Genomic DNA, 24,436 nt, shown 5'->3' with positions numbered 1-24,436 from the left:
ATTGAGCTCTCTACGGCCCTCCAACGCTTTGGACAGGGTAACCTCGTCGGCATACTCCAAATCTCCACCCACTGGCAATCCATGAGCAATACGAGTAACCTTGATTTCAAAAGGACGCACTAGGCGAGAAATGTACATGGCCGTGGCCTCTCCTTCAATGTTCGGGTTCGTAGCTAAAATCAGCTCCTTGACGCGTTCATCACTGAGTCTGTTCAGCAATTCCTTGAGTTTGATATCCTCAGGACCAATTCCCTCCATAGGAGATATCGCCCCATGAAGCACATGGTAAAAACCATTAAACTCTTTGGTACGCTCCATAGCCACCAAATCCTTGGAATCCTGAACAACACAAATGACGGAAGTATCCCTTGTCTTATCCTGACAGATCCGACAAGGATCCGTGTCCGTAATGTTGCCGCAGACTGAACAGAAGTGAAGATTGCGTTTTACATTGACCAGCGCTTTGGCAAAGTCAATCACATCATCTTCCTTCATTTTCAGTACGTGAAAAGCCAACCGGGCAGCCGTCTTCGGCCCTACTCCCGGCAGGCGCGTAAAAGCATCAATTAGCTTTGCAATCGGCTCCGGATAATACAATAGCGTGTTTCTCCTTTATGCAGCAGACTAGAACAAGCCCGGAATTTTCATGCCGCCTGTAAATTTACCCATATCATCATTAGCCAGTTCATCTGCTTTGGACAAAGCATCATTGACTGCAGTCAGCACAAGATCTTGCAGCATTTCTACATCATCAGGATCTACAGCTTCTGGTTTGATCGCGATGGACAACACTTTTTTATGTCCATTTACCTCCACCGTCACAACACCGCCGCCAGAAGTCCCTTCGATTACTTTTCCGCCAAGCTCCTCTTGGGCTTTCAGCATTTGTTCCTGCATTTTTTTCACTTGCTTCATCATTTGGTTCATATTGTTCATTTCAATCATCTCCTTTAATGAAGTATACATCTAGAAACTTGATTCAATCTTTAATGACTACTAGGTCTTCCCCGAAAAGTTGAATAGCTTCATCAATCCAGGGCTCCTTGGACTTTCCCGGCGCATCATGCTCCGGCTCCAGTTGCAATTCTTCGGCAGGCTGGTCGGAAACTCCTTCAATCGCAGCATTCCAATCCTTTTGCATCATCGTTACTAAACGATAAGGATGACCCAACTGCTCATGCAATACCTTCTCGATGACCTGCTTATTGGCAGGCTTTTCGGTAGTTTCACGATGAATATTGTTCTTAAATGCAACCAGCACACTGTCCTCTAACACAGAAACCGGCTCACCATCCATAAACCAAGCATGAACCGTAACTTTCGCCTCTTTTACCCCTTGCAAAATCTGGCTCCACTTACGTCCTGCTGCTGCGAATGCTTCGCTCGACTTCTCAGCGATATAGCGATCCAACTGAGAAGGAAGTTTGGCTGGCGCTGAAATCCGCGGAGCAGGGGCACGACCCCCGGAAGCCTGACGACCACCCGACGATGCTTCCTGTCCCGCTCCAACGCCCAATCCACCTTGCAGCGCGCGCTCCAGTTTCTTTTCGAGCTCAGCAAGCTGACGCTTCAACATTACCACATCTTCCTGATCAGCTGCAGCGCCAGAGCGTTGTGCGGTCGGCTGAGCAACAGTTCCTGCTTCCCCCGGAATACTGCACAGCTTCAATAGAGCTACCTCAAACAAGGTTTGTGGCTGTACGGCATATTTCATCTCGCTCTGATAACGATTAAGGGTGTCAATCATCGCAAAGAGTTGCTCCTTGGTGAAAGCATCTGCCACTTCCTTAAATCGCTCTGGATCCAGCACTCGCTCCGTCATTTTGGTCGCCTGAGGCACCATCTTGATCATTAGCAGATCTCGGAAATAGTACAGAAGATTCTCCATGCACTTATCCGCACTTTTACCTTCCTGCATAAAGTTCTCGATCATTTGTAGCACCGTGCCCACGTCTTCTTTCAGCAATGCCAAGGCAAGCTTACCGAATTGCTCGGACGCAATACCTCCCGTCATATCCAGCACCTGCTGATAAGTAACCCGACCATCTGTAAACGAGGATATCTGATCCAAAACGCTAACCGCATCTCGCATCCCGCCATCTGAAAGACGCGCAATGTACTGCAGTGCATCCGAATCAGCCTGTATGTTCTCCTGTTGACATATCAGGTCAAGCCGCTCTGTCTGTTCTTCCAGCGATACCCGCCGGAAGTCAAACCGCTGGCAACGTGAAATAATTGTCGCCGGAATCCGATGTGGTTCAGTCGTAGCCAATATGAACATCACGTGTGGCGGCGGCTCTTCCAGCGTCTTGAGCAGCGCGTTGAACGCTTCCGTCGTCAGCATGTGCACTTCATCAATGATATAAACCTTGTGCCGCACTTCTGTGGGCGCATATTTGACTTTATCGCGCAAATCACGAATCTCTTCAACGCCCCGGTTGGAGGCTGCATCAATCTCCTGTACATCCATGACCGCTCCGGCCGTGATCCGTTTACAGGCTTCGCATTCGTTGCAAGGTTCCGGCGCAGGTCCATGCTCACAGTTGATTGCCTTGGCCAAAATTTTGGCCGCACTCGTCTTACCTGTTCCTCGTGGACCGCTGAACAGGTAAGCATGGGACGTGCGATTTTCGCGGATGGCATTCTGCAATGTCTGGATAATATGCTGTTGTCCTACCATGTCCTTGAAAGCCTGCGGCCGCCAAGCACGGTACAACGCTATATGTTCCAATGCGCGTTACCCTCTTTCCCATTCACTTTCATGACCATTCATGGTCACTTCATTATACTATACTCCCGTCCGAATCTAAACCAGACACCTTCCAATTTATAAAACACAAAAAAACATCTTCGCAATGATTGCCAAGATGTTCTAATTACCAATGTATACCGTGCACCTGTTATTGATCGTTGTGATCCGAGCGGCAATCCTGAACAGCAACTCGGGCTAGGCAACCCTCCGGCACAAGAGTGGACCTGCTTATGGCTGCTTCCTTCCGGACCTGACCAGGTTCACAAGTACTCATTGCGGAGGACCCAGCCGTCAACATTGTGCGCAGGGACCAGCCTCACATCAACAACACCTCTAACAGGAATTCAACCTCGCTATAGCGGATTGCGAGTTACAGGGCACCGCTACCTCCCCATCTAGCACGGTGAAAATAAGTATATCTTAAGGCCGCATAAAAAGCAAATACACATTATTACAAAAAGAGCCCTCTGCAGTTGCAGAAGGCTCTAATAACTTTATAACCTGCGGTGATCCATTAGATACCGTATTTCTTTTTGAAACGATCCACGCGTCCACCAGCATCAATAAATTTCTGCTTGCCTGTGAAGAATGGGTGGCAGGCGGAGCAAATCTCCACACGCAGAGATCCTTTCACAGAACCAGTTTCAAACGAATTTCCGCAAGCACAAGTGACATTAGTTACGTTAAATTTTGGTTGAATAGCTTGTTGCATTGAACTTTCACCTCTTTCCGCCCTGAACGTCCTATCAGTCCAGAGTTGTATGAACACATGTTCACATTATAGCACTTGAATATGAGCGTTTCAACAACTCTTTTCTGCATTCAAAGATGGTGTAGAATAGGTGTGATTCAAGTTACATCAACCATTTTAGGCCTTGGCAAATTTGGGACGTGCCAGCCCTTGTGGGGGTACATGAGTGTAAGAACCGATGACTACATCAGGCAGTTCCTCACGATAAATCTCAAGCATTTGTTTCATGCCAAGAATGTCACCTTGAGCAGGTGGAATCAATTCCAGATAGCTTTCAGGATCAATATTCAAATTACGCATTTGAATCAGCTTGAGCTTAGTACGTTTGGCAAATTCAATCATTGCCTCAATTTCTTCCTCCCGGTCAGTTACACCCGGAAAAATCAAATAGTTAATCGACGTATATACTCCCTGCTCAGAAGCATAACGAAGTGATTTTTCCACATTAGCCAACGTGTAGCCGCGCGGCTTGTAATACGCATTGTAGTGATCGTCCAGTGCACTAATGGTACTAACGCGCATCAGATCAAGACCCGCATCCACGATTCCCCGGATATGATCGCTCAATCCAGCATTCGTATTGATATTGATGTATCCCATATCGGTAATGGAACGCACCTCTTTGATCGAATCAATAATCAGTTTGGCTTGTGTGGAAGGCTCACCTTCGCAACCTTGGCCAAAACTGATGATGGACTCCGGTGTCTTCAAATGTTCCAGCATAACTTCTACAATTTCTTCGACGCGAGGACGGAAGTTCATTCTTGTCTGCGGAGATACGAAACCACTGTCATCCGGCTGTTCAGATATACACCCAAAGCAACCCGCATTACAAGAATAAGATACCGGAACTCCTCCTTCCCAGCGATTCAGGAATGTGTTCGAGGAAGTAAGACATTCGTAGCCCAGCGCACAGTTTGACAAATGTTGGTACAGCCGATTTTCGGGATATTGCTCCGTCATCCGCTGCACACCCAATTTAACTTGATGACGGTCACAGTTTTCCGGATTCCACTTGGATGGACTGTCACTCTGCTCTGCCGTTACATAAAATGCCCCATCTTTCCAGACTACGGCCGAATAACCGAACAAGGGAAGTTTGTACTCCTTATCGGTCTTCACATATCCCGGCAGGCACAAGCGTGTAAAACCTTGCGGCAATAAAGCCCCTACTGCTTGCATATCTCCGGGAAGAGAAACCATTTCCCCTGTTTCAGGGTTCATACCGACCGGGCGAGTGCTGGGCAGGCTTACCAATGTAGCTCCTTCCGGTAACGGAATAAGCTCATCCTCCATGATTTCAACAATCATGTCTGCACTACGGGCAAGCCCATACAAAGAAGCATGATCATATACATTGCCTTTTTCGTCGGCATACACCAAATACATTATGGAGCTCCTTTCGCTCCGTTAAGCCTACGCCATTAACAAAATGAATGTAACGACTGTGTACTTACGGAACAGATAAAATACATGATGGGTTTTAGTTGGTTGTGGCCGGGACTGACGCTGTGGTAGAACGCGCAGTTCTCCGTTGTTGCCCACCAGAACTGCTTTGCGAGCCACTGGAAGAAGGTGCCGTCAAATCAAACGAAGCCAAAAACTCAGCATTAGTTTTGCTATTACGCAGCTTTTTGAGGAAGCCTTCCACAAAATCATGGCTTTCCGTCATATTTTTACGAATGGCCCAGATGGTATCCAATTCTTCCTTATTCAACAACACTTCCTCACGGCGCGTGCCGGAACGACGAATATCAATCGCAGGAAAGATACGACGTTCTGCCAGCTTACGGTCCAAATGCAGCTCCATGTTGCCTGTACCCTTAAACTCCTCATAGATGATATCGTCCATGCGTGATCCTGTGTCAATCAGCGCTGTAGCAAGAATCGTCAAACTACCGCCTTCCTCCACATTCCGAGCCGCACCAAAAAAGCGCTTTGGACGGTGAAATGCCGCCGGATCAATACCCCCGCTCAAAGTACGACCAGAAGGAGGGATAACGAGATTGTACGCACGAGCCAAACGTGTGATGCTATCCAGCAGGATGACAACATCCTTTTTATGTTCTACGAGACGCAATGCACGCTCCAACACGAGTTCTGCCACTTTGATGTGATTTTCAGGAAGTTCGTCAAATGTAGAGGCCACAACTTCACCTTTAACGGAACGCTGCATGTCGGTCACTTCTTCGGGTCGTTCATCAATCAACAAGACAAAAAGCTCGATCTCGGGATTGTTGGTAGAAATGCTATTGGCAATTTCTTTGAGGAGAAGCGTCTTCCCAGCTTTGGGAGGTGCTACAATGAGTCCGCGCTGTCCAAGTCCGACAGGGGCCAGTACATCCATAATTCTCGTAGACAAATGGTTGGGGGAAGTTTCAAGGACTAATTTGGTTTGCGGATACAGTGGAGTCAGTGCAGGAAAATGTAGCCGCTCAGCAGCTTGCTCAGGACTTCTTCCATTGACGGCGTTAACTTGAAGCAATCCAAAATATCGTTCATTCTCTTTTGGCGTTCGGCATTTACCGGAAACAAGATCGCCTGTCCTCAAGTCAAACTTGCGGATTTGTGAAGCAGAGATGTAAATATCTTCGGTACTCGGGAGATAATTGATCGGCCTCAGAAAGCCGTAACCTTCGGGAAGGATTTCCAGAACCCCCTGCATAAACATCAATCCGCTCTTCTCAGCTTGTGCGCGCAGAATGGCGAAAATTAATTCTTTCTTTTTGAGCGTTCCGTAGTACGGGATCTGGTATTGCTTGGCCAGCTTGTACAGGTCGGTCAGCTTCATTTCTTCCAGATCGGAAATTTGCAGATCCATATAATAACCACCTATTCAATTATTAAGTCCATTCATACATCTAAATGATAGACAATGATATCATAAACACCATTAACATAATTTTAACCAAAACAAATAAAGTTATGCAGCCACCTGCCTGGATTATACCGAATTATTCCGGTTTTCCGATAAAAGATTGTTAGGTATGAACCACAATCATTTATCAAGCAGCGGCTGCATAGGTGTTGCCCGTTCTATTGCTTTCGTTCCGGGAGTTCAAAAAAACTGCATGGTTTAATTATTCAGTTTGCCGCCATACATCCGCGCCCAAAAGACGCAGGTTGGAGACAAGGTGATCATAACCACGGTCAATGTACTCGACACCCGTCACCTCGGTTACGCCTTCGCTTACTGTAAGTCCAGCAATGACAAGGGCCGCTCCGGCGCGCAGATCTGCCGCTTTTACTTTAGCTGCATTCAGTTGACCACCCTCTATAATGGCGGACCGACCCTCAACGCGAATTTTAGCCCCCATTCGCACCAGCTCAGGGACGTGTTTAAAACGATTGCTGTACACAAAATCGCTCAATACACTGACACCCTGTGCTTGGGTAAGCAAGCTGGTCATGGGAGATTGTAAATCTGTGGCGAATCCGGGGTATATCAAGGCTTTAACGTCGACATGATCATAGGAAGGTGCACCCAGTACGCGAATACTTTCATCATATTCCTCGATGCCGATGCCCATTTCCTGCATTTTTGCAGTGAGAGCCTCCATATGTTTGGGGATTACGTTGTCAATCAATACATTTCCACGGGTTGCCGCAGCGGCAATCATATATGTGCCTGCTTGTATACGGTCAGGTATGATCGAATGACGGCAGCCATGCAGCTCCGACACACCTTCAATTCGAATCGTTTCCGTACCGGCGCCTTTAATAATGGCCCCCATGGAGTTTAAAAGGGTTGCTACATCTATAATCTCAGGCTCTTTAGCCGCATTTTCGATAATTGTGGCGCCTTTGGCACGTGCTGCCGCCAGCATAATATTAATGGTAGCGCCTACGCTGCTAACATCCAAATAAATTTTGGTTCCGCGCAATTCTTTGGCGTGCAAATGAATAGCGCCATGCTCGTTCGTAACCGTGGCACCCAGCGCTTCAAAACCTTTGATATGCTGATCAATGGGCCGGGGTTCGAAATTGCACCCTCCTGGCAAACCGATGATCGCTTCCTTGAATCTGCCCAGCATGGCTCCCATCATATAATAAGAGGCTCGTAATTTCTTAACAGGCCCATTCGGCATAGGAATGGATTTAATAGAGGAAGGATCTATTTTCATCTGGCTACCTTCCCAGGTAACCGTTGCACCAAGTTCCTCTAGTATTTCGGAATACACCGCCACATCACTCAACAGTGGCAAATTGTCCAAAATGACTTCCGACTCTGCCAGAATGGCTGCGGGAATCAAGGCGATGGCACTGTTTTTGGCACCGCTGATGGAAACTGTACCTTGAAGCGGCCGTCCACCGGTGATCATCAATTTTTCCATAAGCTTGAGGGTCCCCCTACGTGTTTTGCAGTCGGTCAAACAATAATCTCAAATCATAAACTTTTAACTTTTTTAGTGGTGAAAATGGAAAGACACCGGCTAAGCGGTGTGCTTTCCATACCAAACTATTCAACTGTACAGATTTAAATATTTTGTGCAGCAGAACTACAGCTACAACTAAGAAATACATCTAGCCTGTGCAGACGCACGACCAGTTTAATTCATTATTACGCTTTGTTGTTGGAACCGAACTCACGAATTTTACCGATAACGGTTTGTTTAATCGCTTCACGACCTGGAGCGATGAATGTACGTGGGTCATAAGCATCCGGTTTCTCAGCAAGAACTTCACGAACCACTTTCGCAAATACGATTTGGTTCTCAGTGTTTACATTGATTTTGGAAGTTCCCAGGGAGATTGCTTTTTTAATGTCATGTGTTGGGATACCAGTACCACCGTGCAGAACGAGTGGAAGTTTGATTGCATTGCAGATCTCTTCCATTTCTTTGAAGCCGAGGTTTGGCTCGCCTTTGTAAGGTCCGTGTACGGAACCCAGTGCAGGTGCCAGTGTATCGATACCTGTTTCGTTAACGATACGCAGACAGTCGTCCAACTTAGCGTACATTACGTCGCCGACAACATCATCCTCTTGACCGCCAACCATTCCAACTTCAGCTTCAACGGAAACGCCTTTGGAATGAGCATATTCTACCACTTTTTTCGTTGTAGCAATGTTTGTGTCGATTGGGCTGTGGGAATCGTCAATCATAACGGATGTGAAACCAGCGTCGATAGCTTCTTTACATTTTTCAAAGCTGGAACCGTGGTCCAAATGGATCGCAACTGGAACGGTGATTTTCATGTCATGAATAAGACCTTCTACCATTTTAACAACAGTGTAGAATCCGCCCATGTGACGTGCTGCGCCTTCAGAAACGCCCAAGATTACTGGGGATTTTTCTTCTTCAGCAGCGCCCAAAATAGCTTGAGTCCACTCGAGGTTATTAATGTTGTATTGACCTACTGCATATTTTCCTTCGAGTGCTTTGTTCAACATGTCTTTCATAGATACCAATGGCATGGTTACAGTCCTCCTAAAGGTGTTTGGGTTTGTCTATATTTTAGCCGACATCACATACGGGCTTATTATACCACAACCCATGTTAAATACTAAACAAGCTTTTGCATATCAACACATACAAAAATCACGCCCAGGACGCCGTTTTTCCATAGAATTGTATAAGGAGAGGATTTACTTTCAGTATTTCCCATAATCACAAACAAAAAACCCTGTTGTGTTAACAGAGTTCTCAACCATAGCGACTCACCTAGTCACCTCTGAGTTGTTTGTTCACAGCGATCCGCATTTCGTCAATATCAAAGGGCTTGGTAAAATGCATTAGCGCACCTAGCTCCGTCGCCTCTTTAATCATGTCCAGTTCTCCATATGCTGTCATCATAATAACCTTGATATCGGGATTCATGGTTTTTAGATGCTTCAGAATTTCGAGTCCGTCCATACCTGGAATTTTCATATCGAGCAGAACTAGATCAGGCGGTTCCTTCTCAACAATTTCAAGTGCAATTTTCCCGTTCGCCGCCTGAAAGGTCTCATAACCCTCACTTCCGAACACTTCCATCAGTAAAATCCGTATTCCATTCTGGTCATCGACGATTAATACTTTCTTCTTTTCCAATGTTTTAACCTCCTAAGATCTTAAAACGAGGATCATGCAGCTATTGCCATAACAGCGTCCGATGACGTACAATATCCGTCCCATACCTAAAACTATATTCGCTCCTGCAAAAAGAAAATCCTTCTCTTATAGATAATTGTGGAATATTCTTTCATAATCAGGAAGCATGGGATAAAAAAAAGACCTCCCTGAGGAGGTCTTACAAGCCGTAGCATTAAGCTTGAAGCTGCAATGCTGCCTTTACAAATTCACGGAACAAAGGCTGTGGACGATTCGGACGGGAAGTAAATTCTGGATGGAACTGTACCGCCAGGAACCATGGATGCTCAGGAAGCTCCACAATTTCCACCAAGCGTCCATCCGGTGAAGTACCGGAAATACGAAGACCTGCTTTTTCAATAACTTCACGATATTCGTTATTGAATTCGTACCGATGACGGTGTCTTTCGTACACCAGCTCGTCGTTGTAGCAAGCCGAAGCCAGGGAACCTTCCGCCAGTTTGCATGGATACAAACCAAGACGCATCGTACCGCCCAAATCTTCGATGTCTTTTTGGTCAGGAAGCAAGTCAATGACAGGATAATCAGTAGCCGGGTTAATTTCCGAGCTGTTGGCTCCTTCGAGACCAGCCAGGGAACGGGCAACCTCAATGACAGATACCTGCATACCCAGACAAATGCCGAAGAACGGAATTTTTTGCTCCCGCGCATAACGGATGGTACTAATTTTGCCTTCAATTCCGCGATCGCCGAAGCCACCCGGTACGAGAATGCCGCCAATGCCGCCCAGCATGTCAGCTACGTTCTCGTCCGTCACTTCTTCAGCGTTCACCCAACGGATTTTTACGTCTGCATTCGCATCAAATCCAGCGTGGGAAAGTGATTCAACCACACTTAAGTAAGCATCATGTAATGCAACATATTTACCAACAATAGCAATCTCAACCGTTTTATCCAGCTTGCTGATTCGATCAACTAACCCTTCCCATTCGGTCATATCTGGTGCAGGTGTTGTCAGCTTCAGATGGTTAACTACGATTTCGTCCAAGCCTTCTTCGCGCAGGTTCAACGGAACCTCGTAGAGGGTTGAAGCATCGCGGCATTCTACCACTGCATTCGCATCAATATCGCAGAACAATGCAATTTTAGCCTTCATATCGGAGGACAGTTCATGCTCTGTACGGCAAACAATGACATTCGGTTGGATGCCGATGCTGCGCAGTTCTTTTACACTGTGCTGAGTTGGTTTGGTTTTAACCTCACCAGCAGCTTTAATATAAGGAATGAGCGTTACGTGAATGTACATCACATTCTCGCGCCCAACTTCGCTTTTGAGCTGACGAATAGCTTCCAAAAATGGCAAGCTTTCAATATCGCCCACAGTACCGCCGATTTCTGTAATAATGACGTCCGAACCTGCTTCACGGCCTGCACGGTACACGCGTTCCTTGATTTCGTTCGTAATATGAGGGATAACCTGCACCGTACCGCCCAAATATTCTCCGCGACGCTCTTTGCTGATTACGCTGGAATATACCTTGCCTGTTGTGACATTGCTGTTCTTGGACAGATTAATATCAATAAAGCGCTCATAGTGTCCCAAGTCAAGGTCCGTTTCCGCACCATCATCCGTTACAAACACTTCACCGTGCTGGTAAGGACTCATCGTACCCGGATCGACATTCAGGTAAGGATCAAATTTTTGAATCGTTACCTTCAGTCCCCTGTTCTTCAAAAGCCTCCCCAGTGAAGCTGCCGTAATCCCTTTGCCCAAGGAAGACACAACCCCGCCTGTCACAAAAATATACTTTGTCACTGTTCAAAACCCTCCTAGATAAGATGCAAAATTCAGGCGACATTATGATGTTATCGTAACCCGTTTGCACGGATTATCATCCATGAAGAAGGCAGCGGAATCATTTTCCATGTCCGCCGCCCTTAGCCCTCTTTCATGAGTGAAAACACCCCTATAAAAAACAAAAAAGCACTCCCGTAGTACGGGGCACTTTTATACAAAAAGCAAACATATAAGTGAATCAATCATAAGCCCAAGCAATAGTTTACCCCGTGTCCAATCCGCTGTCAAGGAAGTTATCTGTGTTAATTTGTCCATTGAACCAGATTGGAGAGAATCCACCTGAAAGCTTTAAATCAGAAGAGGTTTTCAAGAGAATGGTCATGAAAAAGGGGAGAACTCATCTCCCCTTGTAGCCTGTTCCTAACGAAGCGAATCGTCGTCTTCCGTCGACTCATCGTCATTTTCATCTTCTGAATCTTCCTCATCACTGAGGTCTTCATCGTCTATAACCACGTCTTCATCACTATCATCATCATCTTCTTCTCCGTCGAACAGCTCATCTTCGCCATCCTCGTCTTCGCTATCTGCATCGAAGTCGTCATCAGAGTTGTATGTTTCTTCTTCCTCATGATAGTCATCTTCATCGTCATCGTCTTCGTCGTTAATAATACGAGGACGCTTGGCTCCTGTCAGGGCATCTTCGGATTTATCTACCGGATACCAACGTTTCAAGCCCCACAGATTCGTACCGACACAGGCAAAACGCCCGTCAATGTTGATTTCAGTATATAGCTGAGCAATAACGTCATTAATTTCTTCGTCGGAAAAGCCACGCAATTTGGCGACTTCCTTCATCAGGTCACGGTAATAATACGGAGTATTGGCTGCTTTCAATACCATAAATGCCAAATCCACCATTGGAGTCTCGTGGACTTTCTCCGGGTCAATCTTCAAGTTGAGTGGGGTACTCACCTAGGGACACTTCCTCTCACACGTAATTCACAAGAACATGTTTCAGAGCATACACGATACATGCAATACTAACATATCCATTATCAAAACTAAGTAAAACCTATTTGGAAGCAAATTGCAAGTTAAAGATGGGTATCGTCATAATTTCCAGGAATATCCCTATAAACAAGACGGCATACATAAAAAGACGGGGTCCCCCCCGTCTTCGACTGTACCCGCTCCGGGAGAACCCCCCAAAGTTGTTGCACAAGAGCTTATGCCCTCCATGTATCGTATGTGTCCACGGCCACTTTGACACGACAAGCAGGCCTATTTCCATAAAAAAGGGGCAGGTTTCCCATGCCGCAGCTGACGCTTGCTCATACAATACCTCAGCATGGCTCATCGGAGGGGGACCGTCTCAAATGGACTATCCGGATTTTTTGCAGCGTTTGCATGAGGGTATTTCGGAGCCGTCCGGCAGTGGACGGAACAAACAGATCATCACGTTCGATAAGCCTCACCAATACCGGGAATGCCTGTCCTATCTCAGGAAGCTGAAACCCGAGCTTGCGGGATTACGGCAAGTACAACCGGCCCGACTAATCCGCGCTTTAATCGCTCCGCTTTCAGGGGGAGACAGGCTAGGCAAATATCACAACGGTGTTACCGTTGAAGAAGATACCCGCATGAAGGTCCACGCTGAAACTGCTCATATACCAAAAGTAGAGAAGAACCTTTCCATGCCATGGGGAGTCAAACAGGTACGTGCATACAAGGCTTGGCCTTCCTCGACAGGGAATCGGGTCAGAATCGGTGTGATCGACACAGGAGCAGATTTTCAACATCCTGATCTTCGTCATTCTCTCGCCAGAGGTATTAATTTGCTTAACCGAACCATGCTACCCTATGACGATAACGGCCATGGTACTCATATTGCTGGAACTATCGCGGCGTCTAACTATGATGAAGGTATGGTCGGCGTAGCACCACGGGCTTTAATTCATCCCGTAAAAGCATTTGATCATAATGGAGCCGCCTACGTCTCCGATATCATTCTTGGCATCGACTGGTGTGTATTAAATCGTGTCGATATCATCAATATGAGCTTTGGTATGAAGTCGCGTAGCAAGGCACTACTAGATATGGTGAATAAAGCATATCATAACGGCATCGTGATTGTAGCGTCCTCGGGAAATGAGGGCAAGCGCCGAAGTATTGACTATCCAGCCCGCTATTCCCAGACGATTTCGGTGGGGGCTACTGACAAATACAGACGCATTGCACCTTTCAGCAACCGAGGGCAATTTGTAGACGTGTACGCACCTGGCGAAAAGATTACCTCCTCCTGGATCCATGGCAAGCATCACGAAATGAGCGGTACCTCTATGGCTACTTCCCATGTGACCGGAAGCATTGCACTTCTCCTTTCACTGAGACCGGAACTGGAGCCTGGAGAAATCAAAGCACTGCTTAAGCGTACCGCCACACCGCTACGCCTGCGTAAAAGCGCTGGACGTAGCTCTATCTCCACCAAACTTGGAGAAGTCGATGCCTTCCGATTGATGCAGGAGGGCACAAAGTGAATGATGTTGCTAAACCTCTAGTGTAGCGCCCGGCTCCAGAGAATGAACTTTTCTGGCAGAACCTTCACACCCACTATTTCCTCCTCTTATCAACTCATCTCGTACCAGGTCAGTCTGCAGCTTTGGTGCATGAACGAGTACAACCTGTTTGCTAGGCAGATCCTTTAACATTTGCCGCACATCTGATAATCCCTGATGCACCTTGTAAATCAAATGCCGAGCTACACAGCTGTCATTTTGATCTGCACGTTCCAACAGATGTTTGCCAAAAGAACCATGTGGAGCATGCCCGGTCAATATAACACTGTTGCTGATTCTTTCTCCGCTTTCATTACCCTCCCCCATGTTGCGGTTATCCGATAGATACTGATAGTACCAGCGCGCCTGTGGGGAATCCATCATGCCGTCTCTTGTTATGATAATAGCCGTTGGGTTCTGTTCCAGCAGACTCACTCGTTCCGCAGCATCACGAGGCACGAAGACCCTGTCACTGTTTAGCACATGTTTTATTCGCGCTGGAGCTTCCGGACGCAGCCATTCTTTCCAGCGTTTTAACTGTTTCAATCCCTGCCATATGTCGTGCTCTACAATCATTGCCTGTGCAGGGAATTGCTCGCTAGCCCATACGATCATGTCCTGTCCTCTACCAAAGGCAGGCACCGGCAACAACACATGACCACCAGACATTAATATCCGCCCCATCTCGACCCTCAGCCGCTCCAGCTTAACAGGCTGCGGGTCTATATCCATGCCATAGGCATTGTCCATAATGGATATGTCCGCTAGGTTGGGCTCTGACTTCCATTCAGGCAGGTCATGCAGCCCCTCCCCAACACCCAAGTCTGGCGCATCGGCAGCAAGAAGCTCAGATTCGCGGCTGTAATCTCCAGAAAAAAACAACCGCTTCCCTTCCATTTCTACCGCATACCACACTGCACCAGCCAAATGTCCACTGCGTCCCCACATGATTCTCACACCCGGACAAGCCTCAAGCCATTCTCCTGCTGGCCCTTCATCTTCCAGATAGCGATAAGCAATGGATTGGATATCCTGTACGTCGTATGGCAATTCGGCTCCTCTCGATTCAACATAAGTATGCCAGGAGCGAAAATAGGAGCCTAGCTGCTCAGCGGTGGCCTTGGTCGTCCAGACCTCCCCTTGGTATCCATACTTGTACAGTAAGGGGAGCGCCATGGAATGATCCTCATGTGCATGAGACAGCAATACAGTGGTCAGTCCCTCCGCCTTTTGCGGCGGAAAAACCGGATATTGTCCGGTTCCTTCCTTTTTCACGCCACAATCCAGCATAACGCGATGCTGTGTTCCTTCAAAAACATAGCAGGAGCGGCCATGTTCGCCCGCTCCTCCCCAAATCCTAAGCTTGGTCATGATCATTTCCACTTTCTTTGCGAGTTTAAGCTTTCCATTAAGACCAGCAGCAGTGTGGTCATTCCCACCGATATGACGGCCATCGCCATCCCAAGTGACACCTGTCCCTGCTCAAATTGTGCAAAGATGTAGGTTGCAGACGTCTGAACAGATGGCGGCAAAATCAGCAACGATCCTACCAGCTCGCGTGAAGCAATGGTAAATGTCATCATCCAACCAGCGAGCATTCCCGGTATAATCAGCGGCAGCACAATCCGGCGGAATATGTAAGACGGTCGCCCGCCAAATACCTGTCCCGCCTGAAAAAGGCCAGTGTCCACCTGCGTAAAGGCGCTTTTGACATACTGCACCGTATAAGGAACAAACAAGATAACATACGTCAGAATGACCATGCCGTATGTGTTATACAAAGGGATCGGCATCCATGGTGAGTTCCACCACAAAATCAGGCCGACCACCATAACAATTCCCGGCACCGTATTCGGAAGCAAGCTAAATGCATCAACCGTCCGTTGAATTCTTGTGCGTGAGCCGCCAATGACAAGCGCAAACCAAGTGCCCAGCACCACAGCAAGCGTCGAAGCGCCCAAAGAGAGAAATACGCTGTTCAGGAGCGCCTCCATGCTCTCTGATCCCCAAGACAGCAGTTCCTTGTAAGAGTCGAGCGTCAAATTATCCCAGGCAAGCCCAATTCCCCTCAGCTTCATCGTCGAGGCTGAAAGAATTGAAAAATAAGGAATGCCAATGGATGCAATGAGCAACAATAGAATGAATGCAACACTCAGCCCCGTAGTCAAGCCGGATATACGAAGACGGGACGGACGCGAACCTTTACCACCTACCAGCCTGTACGTAAACTTTCGGTTGATCACCGATTGCGCATACCACATGAGCAGGCAGGCGGTTAACAGCACCGAGGCCATTGACGTCGCTTTGCCAAAATCTATGGGCCAGCTGGAGATATATTTGTGAATTTCCGAAGTCATGACCTCATACCCGATCCGTCGCCCAAAGGTAGCGGGGGTGCCAAACTCGGCAATTGTTTTAACGAAAATGAGTAACGCGCCCATTCCGTAAGCTGAAAGCAGCAGCGGTAAAATGATTCGACGGAATCTGTACAGAAAGCCACCGCCCATTACGGCACCCGCCTCTTCCAGGCTCCCGCCAATCCTTACCAGCGCCCCGCGCAGCAGGAGGTACAGGAATGGGAACAGATGCAGGCTCATGATCATCACCATGCCACCAAGGCTGAAGAAGGACGGCGCTAAAAAATGTAGACCCGGGAACAACTGCTCCAGATATCCGTTTTTTTGCATAAACAGAATCCAGCCCATGGAACCGATATAGGGAGGAGTCATAAACGGAATCAGCAACAGGATATCCAACCAGCGCCAGTGTGCAAGACGAGTGTTGGACATGATCCAGGCTAGCGGAAGTGCAAGTACCGTTGTTCCTGCAATCACACAGATACCAAGCCAAATCGAGCTGAATAGCACTCCTGCAAATTGTGAAGCAGCTAACGTTCGAAAAGGCGCATCCCATTGAAATTTTTCATCAACATATACACTTTGGATAAAGATTTGCAGCAACGGCATCACAATCAGGAAAAGAAGCGCGATCAGAGCCAGCGTCAGACACCACGCTCTGATGTGTTTAACGGATAAGCCTCCCATCGGCTTACTTGAACATTTGCGTGAACTTCTCCGTCACGTCTGATCCGTGCTCACCCATCCACTCCCAATTGGTTTTCAACAATGGAATCTCGTCCAGATTGGCACGCTTGTCGGCTTTGACATCCGTGCGGCCCGGGAGTAAGGAGGCGTCTGCTACTAGTTTCTGCGCCTCGTCCGACAACAGATAATCAATGAATGCTTTCGCATTCTGCTCATGCTGCGTTGACTTGAGAATTGCGGCAGGACGTGGGCTGATGACCGTTCCCTCTGTCGGATAGACAATGTCAATCGGCTCGCCTTTGGCTTTAGCCTTGTATGTCATGTAATCGACCGCAGCGACGACTATACCTTTAGCTCCGGTAATTACGGGGTCCAGCGCTTCCTGATTGGCACCAGCCATAGCAACACCGTTAGCCTTGTACTGCTCGAACAACGTCCAGCCTCCATCGCCCTTGGCACTCAGATAGCCTGTCATAAAATCCAACGCTGAGCCGGACAGGGATGGATCGGGAATATTAACCTGATCCTTGTACTCAGGCTTCGCCAAATCAGCCCATGAAGTTGGTGGTGTTTTTACCAGCTTCGTGTTATACGCAATGCCCAGAGCAGAAGCACTGGTACTGAAGTAGTTGCCCTCCTTATCGGACCAGTCTGGATTTAGCTTGTCTGCGTTCTTGGCTTCCGGGTAAGGCAGCGTAAGTCCTTCCTTTTTCAAGCCTTGTACAGATGGAAGCGATGCTAGTACAACCACGTCCGCTACCGGATTCGTCTTCTCAGCTTCCATGCGGGCCAAAATTTTCCCTGTCGTTCCCTGGAACAACTCTACCTTCACTCCGCTCTGCGCCTCATACCCTGCTACCAGCTTTTTCGCCAGTCCATCCGGGCCTGCGCTGTAGACCACCAGCTTCTGATCGGTGGATGCCGCCTCAGCTTGTCCTGCTGATCCATTAGCTGGCGCCCCATCCTTGGATGGCGTTGCTGTTCCGCAACCCGCCACAGCGAGTCCAAAAGTCAATGTTAATGCGAGCATCGTCCCTTTTTTCCATCCTGTACGAAAAACATGCCTATTCATCTTATATATACCCCTTTTCCCTATGCTTCAAGTTGGTGGATGTGTTGCGGTGATACCCAAATGTGCATTTGTTGACCTATGGGCAAGCGGATGGAATGATATGCAGTCCATTGTTCGCCGTTCTCGGCTAGTAAACGAATTTCATAACGATCGCCGACATAGCTGACATGCAGGATCTCTACTGTAAAAACATGCTGATCCGCTTGCTCCTGTTCCCAACGGGCATGTTCAGGACGAAATAGTGTCCGTTCCGACTCCAGCCAGTTGGATTTGCCAATAAACTTCGCCACCTCTGGATGAGCCGGGCAACCGTAGATCACCTCTGGTGTTCCGGTCTGCAAAATATGTCCACTTTTCATAACAACTACTTCATCGGACATTGACATAGCCTCGATCTGATCATGGGTGACATATAGGGCGGTCAGCCCCAGATCGCGCACAAGCGATAGCATCTCAATGCGCATCTCCTCCCGTAGCACCGCATCCAGCGCACTGAGCGGCTCGTCGAACAAAACAAGTCGAGGCCGGATAGCAACCGCTCTTGCAAAGGCAACCCGCTGCTGCTGACCACCGGACAGCTGATGAGGATACCGATCCTCCATCCCTGACAATCTGACCATGTCGAGCGCCTCCAGCACCACTGTCCGCAGTTCCTTGTCTCGAACGCTGGCGAACCCTTTCCCACGCTTGCCCGCACGCAGGCCGAAGGCCACATTTTCAAACACCGTCATATGCGGCCACAACGCGAAATCCTGAAAGACCATCCCAAAGTGGCGGAAATGGGCGGGAATATCCTTTTTGCGTTCTGCAGAAAAAAGAATTTCCTCTCCCATCGTGATTGTGCCGGTATCCGGTGTCTCCAGACCAGCAATCAAGCGTAAGAGGGTTGTTTTCCCACAGCCGGACGGTCCGAGCAGTGTTGTGAATTTGCCCCGTCGTACTACCAGATTCGTCTCATGCAGCGCTGTTATTTGGCTGAAGGTTTTACTTAATCCGTGAATATATAGATCCTGATTCATCGCATTACCTGCCTGTTCTTCTGACTGACCCCAGTGTAAAACTTGAATTCGCAACCTGTGTTATTGGAAAGTTAAAACAAAATTAATTATTTCAATGAATTGTGTTAACACTCATAGATTTAATCTATATAGAGGGGATTGATGCTGCTCCCCAAAGAAATAGGCATGATTGTTCGATTAACCTGAAAGCGAGGCATTCTAAGTGAATTTAAGTCTTCTAAAGTTACATATTGTAGAGCTGCTGAATAAGCACCATAAAATTACCACGGTCGCCGAGCTTCTTGGCCTAAAGCAACCAACCGTTACTTTTCATATGAAAAATCTGGAGCGTGAATTCGGAGTAAAGCTGTTTGACACACGTATGGGCAAAATCATCCTGACCGATGCTGGAAATGCGTTGCTGCACTATGCCACTAAAATTAATGCACTGGCTGCTGAAGCTGAGCGAGTCGTCCGCGAGTTCGATACGCTCCAGCGGGGAAGTATACGTATTGGCGCAAGCTATGTACCCGCTACCTACCTGCTTCCTGCTGTGCTGCACCGCTTTGCCCGTGAGCATCCGGGCATTCACATCGCCTTGTCCGTGAAAACAGCGCCCGTCATCAAGGACATGCTCGCTCGCCACGAAATTGACCTTGGCATCATTTCGGCAGAGCCGTTTCAATCCCCAACGCTACTCTCCGAATCTTTGGGCGAAGATGAGCTGATGCTCATCTGCTCACCCACTCATCCGCTCGCCAACGAAACCAATTTGACAACCGAGCTTATCGCTTCTTCCTCCTTCGTATTACATGGCAAGGAATCCAGCACACGCCACGTGACCGACAAATGGCTGGAGCGTGGGAGTCGGCGACTTCCTTCCTATCTGGAGTTGGATTCACTGGAAGCCATCAAACAGGCGGTTATGCTGGGAGAACACATCTCCTTTGTCTCTCGCATTGCCGTTCAGTCAGAGGTTGAGCGGGGCTTACTGGTTGTAAGACCTATTCCGGGGCAGTCTGTTGAGCGGTACATCTATATGGTCAGCAACAAAGACCGCCATCGCTCGGCGCTCATTCACAGATTCACCGAATATTTATCATGGAACCAAGATTAAATCTTACCTGTCATATAGAAATTATGTAATTTTTTAACCGGAGTACCCTCTTGCTTTGACATACGACTGACAATACACCCGTAAAGTGTAGCGTGTAACCTATTCGGACGAACAGGAGAGGATGAAATGAAAACAGGCCTTCGTATCACCAAATTGATGTCGGTAGTAACTCTGAGTGCAGTGCTGCTCGTAACAGGATGGAGAGGAGCAGAACCGGTACAAGCTGCCGCCAATGCCACACCAAGCTATGAGGTGAAGCTGCTACTGGATACGGCTCAGGTCCTCAATGCGGATGGCTCATTAAAGAGTGGCATCGTGAACGAGTTTCAAATTAGCGACGATGCACAACGATTGAGCGTCGAGTATTTTGATACAAATTCATTGCAATTGAATGACGAGGGCTGGAACGTGAGATTTCGCAAAAAAGAGGACAAAAAGAATTATGAATTAACCTACAAAAAGCGCTATACGGTCACAAACGGAAATATCGACGCGGCGCTCACCCAAGCGAATAAAGAAGGGTTCAGCGCATCTGATGATAATTATGAGGCTGAGGTGGATTGGGGGTACAGCAAGCAAACATTAAGCTTTTCCAATGATAAGAAAACAAACGCCTCCAAAGGATTGGCTCTGCCTTCCCCAGATCAAGCATTAAAGCAATTGCAGGATAATCTTCCGGGCAAGCTGCAAAACTGGAAAAACAGCAATTGGGGTAAACAAACCTTGGCAAACTCCAGAGTACGCGGTCCTGTACAGGTCAGTAAATACGAGGGTAGCTTTCAGGGATTGGATGCCAACGTTGAAGTATGGCCTATTCGCAGCGCAAACGGATCAGGTACAGAAAATATTATCGAAATCTCCTTCAAAACCTCGGATTACAGTGTTGCCGCCAGCAACCGCACCAAGCTGATGAACCTGCTGCAATCCAAAGGATGGCTGGTTCCCGCCGATTCCCTGAAAACGAATTTGGTACTGGAACGCTACTAAGCTAATCCAACATAAAAAGGAACCGAGGCGCCACCCTGTTGAGGGTGATACGAACGGTTCCTTTTATTATTATTTATATGACTACAAAGTCATGATGTTAAAGTTGCTTGCTTACATACGTTCCGGTGCAGACACGCCCACCAGCTTCAGTACGTTGGCAATGGTCGTGCGCACCGCACCAAACAAAGCCAAGCGTGCCTGCGTTTGAGCGGCATCCTCTGTGATGACGCGCTCTGCCTTATAGTAGCTGTGGAACAATGAAGCCAGCTCGTAGACATAGCGAATCATACGGTGTGGTGCAAAGTTTGCAGCCGCCATCGATACTTCTTCCGGCAGCTCGCCGATTTTGCGTAACAGATCGTATTCATGCTCAGCCGTCAGCTTGGACAAGTCAACTTCTGCCAACGGCAGCACAGCAATACCTTGCTCTTCGGCTTGACGATATACGCTGCATGCACGTGCGTGCGCATATTGCACATAGAATACTGGATTCTCATTGGAGGTGGAAATCGCCAAATCCATGTCAAAATCCAGGTGCGAATCCATGCTGCGCATCGTGAAGAAGTAACGGATCGCGTCTACACCCACTTCTTCCATCAGATCTTCCATCGTCACGGCCTTGCCGGTACGTTTGGACATTTTTACTTTTTCCCCATTTTGGAACAAGCTGACCATTTGGGCAATCAGCACTTTAAGCTTATCCGGGTCATTGCCCAGTGCTTCCATTGCTGCCTTCATCCGTGGAATGTAGCCGTGGTGATCCGCTCCCCAAATGTTGATAATCGTGTCATACCCACGAGCATATTTATCGCGATGGTAAGCGATATCCGGAGTCAGGTACGTGTATGTACCGTCATTTTTGATCAAGACGCGGTCCTTATCGTCGCCGTACTTGGTCGTATTCAGCCATGTAGCTCCGTCCTTCTCGTAAATCTCCTCACGGTCACGCAGCTCATTCAGCGCTTTAAGCACTTCACCGTTTTCATACAGCGACGTTTCGCTGAACCAGGAGTCAAAAGGTACACGGAACAGTTCCAGATCGCGCTTGATCTTGTTCAGTTCCTTTTCCAGACCGTAGTCACGGAAATAAGCAGCGCGATCTCCCGGTTCCATAGACAACAGAGAATCTCCCTTTTCGGTCACCAGTTCCTTGGCAAACCCGATGATGTCCTCACCATGGTAACCATCCTCCGGCATCTCCGCAGGCTGTCCCAGCTCCTGCAAATAACGCGCCTCAATAGAGCGGCTCATGTTGTAGATCTGGTTGCCCGCATCATTAATGTAGTATTCACGAGTTACTTTGTATCCGGCAAAATCAAGCACGTTGCAAAGAGCATCCCCTACGGCTGCACCACGTGCATGACCTAAGTGAAGGCTACCTGTCGGATTGGCGCTGACAAACTCGATTTGTACCTTTTTGCCCGCACCTTCCTGTATACGCCCGTAATCTGCCCCCTGCTCCTGCACTTGTCCAATAACAGCATAAAGGTAGCTCTTGTTCAGGCGGAAGTTAATAAAGCCCGGTCCAGCGATTTCCGCACTTTCAATAGAAGCAGAAGCTAAATCCATATTCGCGATCAAATCTTCAGCGATTTGCCGTGGATTCTTCTTCGCAATGCGGGTGAGCTGCATCGCAGCGTTGGTAGCCAAATCACCGTGTGACTTGTCCTTTGGCACCTCCAGCGTAATGGTCGGCAGCTCTTCGCGGCTCACGATTCCGGTAGCCAGCACCGCCGCCTCGATTGCTGAAGTCACCTTTTGATTAATAAGTTCCAGTGGATTGCTTGTCATGATTATTGCTCCTCCTGTATATGCAAACTGATGGCAAAATGCCCCGAGAAATCCTCAAATACGTACAGATCATAGGTCCAGCTCACATGCCCGGTGAATCCATCCATCCGAATATCGAGCTTCTGCGTATGCGCAGACATGTTCAGGTTTAAATAAGGCGAGCGGTAAAATCCAGGCAACCTGCGTCCCAGCGCAAACGACTGCTCTGATTGTACCTCACCGTGACGAATCAGCTTTAGCTCATCCGGTCCGATTTTGACTGTGTTCCGTGTCGTACCACCCTCAGGACTTTCTTGCGGCTCATCGTACCTTATATATAGATGCTTCCCACGCACGATCGCTTCTCCGGGAAGTTCCTGTACCACATCTTCTCCGTCATGATGACTATGAAGACGGATTCGGACCTTTGCATTATGTGGCATGTATTCAAACTCCATTCTATTGCTATCCTACTGTACTACTATATCCAGTTCCCGATTGCAATTCAAATGAGTTTTTACAAAAAGATGCTTTCATCCAAAAAATTTAGCTACCTTAAGTCAGCTTCATCGGATGCTTGGCTAAAACTTTCAATGAATCGAGAGGCTAGAGAAGACATGTATTTATCCTTCAGCCAGACAGCCGCCACACGCGTATGCAATTCTTCACACATAATTTCCTTAACGATTAACTGATTATTGCTTCCGAGTGACAACGCAGAGCGCGAAATCATACCGATCCCTAGTCCTTCATTAGCCCAGTGAAGCGTGGTGCGAGCATCATCGTTTTTGCAAAAGAAATTTGGCTCAAAGCCATGCTTCATACAGGTATCGTGGATCAATTGTTCAAAGCGGCGATATACGATGAGCGGCCTATTTTTCAAATCAGACAACGGGATGGTCTTCTGTTCGGGGTTCCAGTCATGTTCTTCTGTCATCACTGCTATCATCGGCTCGGAGGACGCATATCTGCACCCTAAATCGGTGGTATTAAAAGGGGTTCTGACGATACCGACCTCTACAATTCCTTTGTTCAAAAGATCGAGAATCATGAAGGTATTTCCCTCATGAATTTCGAATTTTACACCCGCATAGGTTTTATGAAATTCGGAAAGCCTGTCTTTCATCAGGGCTGCGCCGGAAGAGGAGACCGTTCCAATGGTGAGCGTACCCTTCATCCCCAAGGCAAAATCGTTTATTTCTCTTGTTGTGGCATCTGTCAGCTCCAAGATCTGCTTAGCCCTGTTCTGTAAAATGATGCCGGCCTCCGTCAATTGGATGCTTCGTGAGCCTCGATGCACGAGCTTTACACCAAGCTCTTCCTCTAGCTGCATGAGCTGCTGACTTAAAGGAGGCTGCGCGATTTGCAGCTTTTTGGCTGCTGCGGTAATCTGTCCGGCCTCTGCGATCGCCAAAAAATACTTGAGATGTCTCAATTCCATCTTTATGGACCTCCGGTACTAGATATATGTAAAACCTATACCTCTAATATATATTAAATATTATTCATATGGTTGGGGATATGCCATAATCAAATTCAGTTATGCTATTGCGGCATGAG

Annotated in this window: 21 protein-coding genes and 1 other RNA gene (1 of these 22 cut by a window edge); 3 read left to right on the top strand and 19 right to left on the bottom strand. The window is 47.8% G+C overall.

What is annotated here, in order from left to right; translation table 11 throughout:
- From recR to rpoE, 12 genes are all read right to left on the bottom strand, one after another.
- Positions 1 to 597, bottom strand: the 5' portion of a protein-coding gene (gene recR, locus KAI37_RS00745) for a recombination mediator RecR (protein ID WP_013308227.1). The gene continues 3 nt to the left of window position 1, outside the view; the window shows 597 of its 600 coding nt (coding positions 1-597); it begins with the start codon at positions 595 to 597; the stop codon falls past the left edge of the window.
- Positions 598 to 624: 27 nt separating this feature from the next.
- On the bottom strand, positions 625 to 936 hold the full coding sequence (locus KAI37_RS00740) for a YbaB/EbfC family nucleoid-associated protein (RefSeq protein ID WP_220030550.1): 312 nt from the start codon (positions 934 to 936) through the stop codon (positions 625 to 627).
- Between the two features lie 43 nt (positions 937 to 979).
- Positions 980 to 2,731: a DNA polymerase III subunit gamma/tau gene (gene dnaX / locus KAI37_RS00735; RefSeq protein ID WP_104494814.1), complete on the bottom strand. Its 1,752-nt coding sequence runs from the start codon at positions 2,729 to 2,731 to the stop codon at positions 980 to 982.
- 158 nt (positions 2,732 to 2,889) lie between these two features.
- Positions 2,890 to 3,156: signal recognition particle sRNA large type (ffs, locus tag KAI37_RS00730), an RNA gene on the bottom strand.
- Positions 3,157 to 3,266: 110 nt separating this feature from the next.
- The gene (gene rpmE, locus KAI37_RS00725; protein WP_071639069.1) at positions 3,267 to 3,464 is read right to left on the bottom strand and encodes a 50S ribosomal protein L31; all 198 of its coding nucleotides are present in this window, start codon (positions 3,462 to 3,464) and stop codon (positions 3,267 to 3,269) included.
- Between the two features lie 156 nt (positions 3,465 to 3,620).
- Positions 3,621 to 4,892: a radical SAM family protein gene (locus tag KAI37_RS00720; protein WP_220030549.1), complete on the bottom strand. Its 1,272-nt coding sequence runs from the start codon at positions 4,890 to 4,892 to the stop codon at positions 3,621 to 3,623.
- A 94-nt stretch (positions 4,893 to 4,986) separates the two neighbouring features.
- Positions 4,987 to 6,324, bottom strand: a complete 1,338-nt coding sequence (rho, locus tag KAI37_RS00715; protein WP_069080583.1) for a transcription termination factor Rho — start codon at positions 6,322 to 6,324, stop codon at positions 4,987 to 4,989.
- Positions 6,325 to 6,583: 259 nt separating this feature from the next.
- On the bottom strand, positions 6,584 to 7,837 hold the full coding sequence (locus KAI37_RS00710) for a UDP-N-acetylglucosamine 1-carboxyvinyltransferase (protein WP_071639068.1): 1,254 nt from the start codon (positions 7,835 to 7,837) through the stop codon (positions 6,584 to 6,586).
- Between the two features lie 227 nt (positions 7,838 to 8,064).
- The gene (gene fba, locus KAI37_RS00705) at positions 8,065 to 8,919 is read right to left on the bottom strand and encodes a class II fructose-1,6-bisphosphate aldolase (protein WP_013308219.1); all 855 of its coding nucleotides are present in this window, start codon (positions 8,917 to 8,919) and stop codon (positions 8,065 to 8,067) included.
- A gap of 247 nt (positions 8,920 to 9,166) precedes the next feature.
- The gene (locus tag KAI37_RS00700; protein WP_013308218.1) at positions 9,167 to 9,535 is read right to left on the bottom strand and encodes a response regulator; all 369 of its coding nucleotides are present in this window, start codon (positions 9,533 to 9,535) and stop codon (positions 9,167 to 9,169) included.
- A 214-nt stretch (positions 9,536 to 9,749) separates the two neighbouring features.
- Positions 9,750 to 11,351 carry a CTP synthase gene (locus KAI37_RS00695; protein ID WP_071639067.1) on the bottom strand — a complete coding sequence of 534 codons (1,602 nt, stop codon included), beginning with the start codon at positions 11,349 to 11,351 and terminating at the stop codon, positions 9,750 to 9,752.
- A gap of 402 nt (positions 11,352 to 11,753) precedes the next feature.
- A complete protein-coding gene (gene rpoE / locus KAI37_RS00690; RefSeq protein ID WP_013308216.1) occupies positions 11,754 to 12,305 on the bottom strand; it encodes a DNA-directed RNA polymerase subunit delta in 552 nt (183 codons plus the stop codon).
- A 404-nt stretch (positions 12,306 to 12,709) separates the two neighbouring features.
- Between rpoE and KAI37_RS00685 the strand changes: the two genes are divergently transcribed.
- A complete protein-coding gene (locus KAI37_RS00685; protein WP_025718442.1) occupies positions 12,710 to 13,870 on the top strand; it encodes a S8 family peptidase in 1,161 nt (386 codons plus the stop codon).
- 9 nt (positions 13,871 to 13,879) lie between these two features.
- On the opposite strand, the gene KAI37_RS00680 is transcribed toward KAI37_RS00685, so the two are convergent.
- Genes KAI37_RS00680 through KAI37_RS00665 form a run of 4 tightly spaced genes read right to left on the bottom strand, consistent with a single transcriptional unit; the run spans position 13,880 to position 19,023 of the window.
- Complete coding sequence (locus KAI37_RS00680; RefSeq protein WP_220030548.1) at positions 13,880 to 15,265, bottom strand: MBL fold metallo-hydrolase; 1,386 nt, start codon at positions 15,263 to 15,265, stop codon at positions 13,880 to 13,882.
- Positions 15,262 to 16,932 (bottom strand): ABC transporter permease, encoded by a 1,671-nt coding sequence (locus KAI37_RS00675; RefSeq protein WP_071639065.1) that lies wholly within the window; start codon positions 16,930 to 16,932, stop codon positions 15,262 to 15,264. Before KAI37_RS00675 ends, KAI37_RS00680 begins: the two co-directional genes overlap by 4 nt.
- A 4-nt stretch (positions 16,933 to 16,936) precedes the next feature.
- Positions 16,937 to 18,004 (bottom strand): ABC transporter substrate-binding protein, encoded by a 1,068-nt coding sequence (locus tag KAI37_RS00670; RefSeq protein ID WP_220030547.1) that lies wholly within the window; start codon positions 18,002 to 18,004, stop codon positions 16,937 to 16,939.
- Between the two features lie 20 nt (positions 18,005 to 18,024).
- Entirely contained in the window at positions 18,025 to 19,023 is a 999-nt protein-coding gene (locus KAI37_RS00665) for an ABC transporter ATP-binding protein (RefSeq protein ID WP_071639063.1), read from the bottom strand.
- A 202-nt stretch (positions 19,024 to 19,225) separates the two neighbouring features.
- Here KAI37_RS00665 and KAI37_RS00660 point away from each other — a divergent pair, with 202 nt between their 5' ends.
- Positions 19,226 to 20,119: a LysR family transcriptional regulator gene (locus KAI37_RS00660; RefSeq protein WP_071639062.1), complete on the top strand. Its 894-nt coding sequence runs from the start codon at positions 19,226 to 19,228 to the stop codon at positions 20,117 to 20,119.
- Between the two features lie 126 nt (positions 20,120 to 20,245).
- The gene (locus tag KAI37_RS00655) at positions 20,246 to 21,106 is read left to right on the top strand and encodes a hypothetical protein (RefSeq protein WP_220030546.1); all 861 of its coding nucleotides are present in this window, start codon (positions 20,246 to 20,248) and stop codon (positions 21,104 to 21,106) included.
- 111 nt (positions 21,107 to 21,217) lie between these two features.
- Here KAI37_RS00655 and argS read toward each other — a convergent pair whose 3' ends face one another.
- From argS to KAI37_RS00640, 3 genes are all read right to left on the bottom strand, one after another.
- Entirely contained in the window at positions 21,218 to 22,897 is a 1,680-nt protein-coding gene (gene argS, locus KAI37_RS00650) for an arginine--tRNA ligase (RefSeq protein WP_071639060.1), read from the bottom strand.
- Positions 22,898 to 22,899: 2 nt separating this feature from the next.
- The gene (locus KAI37_RS00645; RefSeq protein WP_013308207.1) at positions 22,900 to 23,334 is read right to left on the bottom strand and encodes a YwiB family protein; all 435 of its coding nucleotides are present in this window, start codon (positions 23,332 to 23,334) and stop codon (positions 22,900 to 22,902) included.
- 92 nt (positions 23,335 to 23,426) lie between these two features.
- Positions 23,427 to 24,317, bottom strand: a complete 891-nt coding sequence (locus tag KAI37_RS00640) for a LysR family transcriptional regulator (protein WP_028542580.1) — start codon at positions 24,315 to 24,317, stop codon at positions 23,427 to 23,429.
- Between the last annotated feature and the right edge of the window lie 119 nt (positions 24,318 to 24,436).

The sequence above is a fragment of the Paenibacillus sp. S25 genome (genome assembly GCF_019454085.1).
GTDB classification, from domain to species: domain Bacteria; phylum Bacillota; class Bacilli; order Paenibacillales; family Paenibacillaceae; genus Paenibacillus; species Paenibacillus polymyxa_B.
This window is presented reverse-complemented; position numbering and strand designations above follow the sequence as displayed.

What these genes read in the sequence shown, in the direction of transcription:
- KAI37_RS00740 (WP_220030550.1), bottom strand. Translation starts at nt 936, where the DNA reads ATGAACAATATGAACCAAATGATGAAGCAAGTGAAAAAAATGCAGGAA.
- rpmE (WP_071639069.1), bottom strand. Translation starts at nt 3,464, where the DNA reads ATGCAACAAGCTATTCAACCAAAATTTAACGTAACTAATGTCACTTGT.
- KAI37_RS00720 (WP_220030549.1), bottom strand. Translation starts at nt 4,892, where the DNA reads ATGTATTTGGTGTATGCCGACGAAAAAGGCAATGTATATGATCATGCT.
- rho (WP_069080583.1), bottom strand. Translation starts at nt 6,324, where the DNA reads ATGGATCTGCAAATTTCCGATCTGGAAGAAATGAAGCTGACCGACCTG.
- KAI37_RS00710 (WP_071639068.1), bottom strand. Translation starts at nt 7,837, where the DNA reads ATGGAAAAATTGATGATCACCGGTGGACGGCCGCTTCAAGGTACAGTT.
- fba (WP_013308219.1), bottom strand. Translation starts at nt 8,919, where the DNA reads ATGCCATTGGTATCTATGAAAGACATGTTGAACAAAGCACTCGAAGGA.
- KAI37_RS00685 (WP_025718442.1), top strand. Translation starts at nt 12,710, where the DNA reads ATGGACTATCCGGATTTTTTGCAGCGTTTGCATGAGGGTATTTCGGAG.
- KAI37_RS00680 (WP_220030548.1), bottom strand. Translation starts at nt 15,265, where the DNA reads ATGATCATGACCAAGCTTAGGATTTGGGGAGGAGCGGGCGAACATGGC.
- KAI37_RS00675 (WP_071639065.1), bottom strand. Translation starts at nt 16,932, where the DNA reads ATGGGAGGCTTATCCGTTAAACACATCAGAGCGTGGTGTCTGACGCTG.
- KAI37_RS00670 (WP_220030547.1), bottom strand. Translation starts at nt 18,004, where the DNA reads ATGAATAGGCATGTTTTTCGTACAGGATGGAAAAAAGGGACGATGCTC.
- KAI37_RS00665 (WP_071639063.1), bottom strand. Translation starts at nt 19,023, where the DNA reads ATGAATCAGGATCTATATATTCACGGATTAAGTAAAACCTTCAGCCAA.
- KAI37_RS00655 (WP_220030546.1), top strand. Translation starts at nt 20,246, where the DNA reads ATGAAAACAGGCCTTCGTATCACCAAATTGATGTCGGTAGTAACTCTG.
- argS (WP_071639060.1), bottom strand. Translation starts at nt 22,897, where the DNA reads ATGACAAGCAATCCACTGGAACTTATTAATCAAAAGGTGACTTCAGCA.
- KAI37_RS00645 (WP_013308207.1), bottom strand. Translation starts at nt 23,334, where the DNA reads ATGGAGTTTGAATACATGCCACATAATGCAAAGGTCCGAATCCGTCTT.
- KAI37_RS00640 (WP_028542580.1), bottom strand. Translation starts at nt 24,317, where the DNA reads ATGGAATTGAGACATCTCAAGTATTTTTTGGCGATCGCAGAGGCCGGA.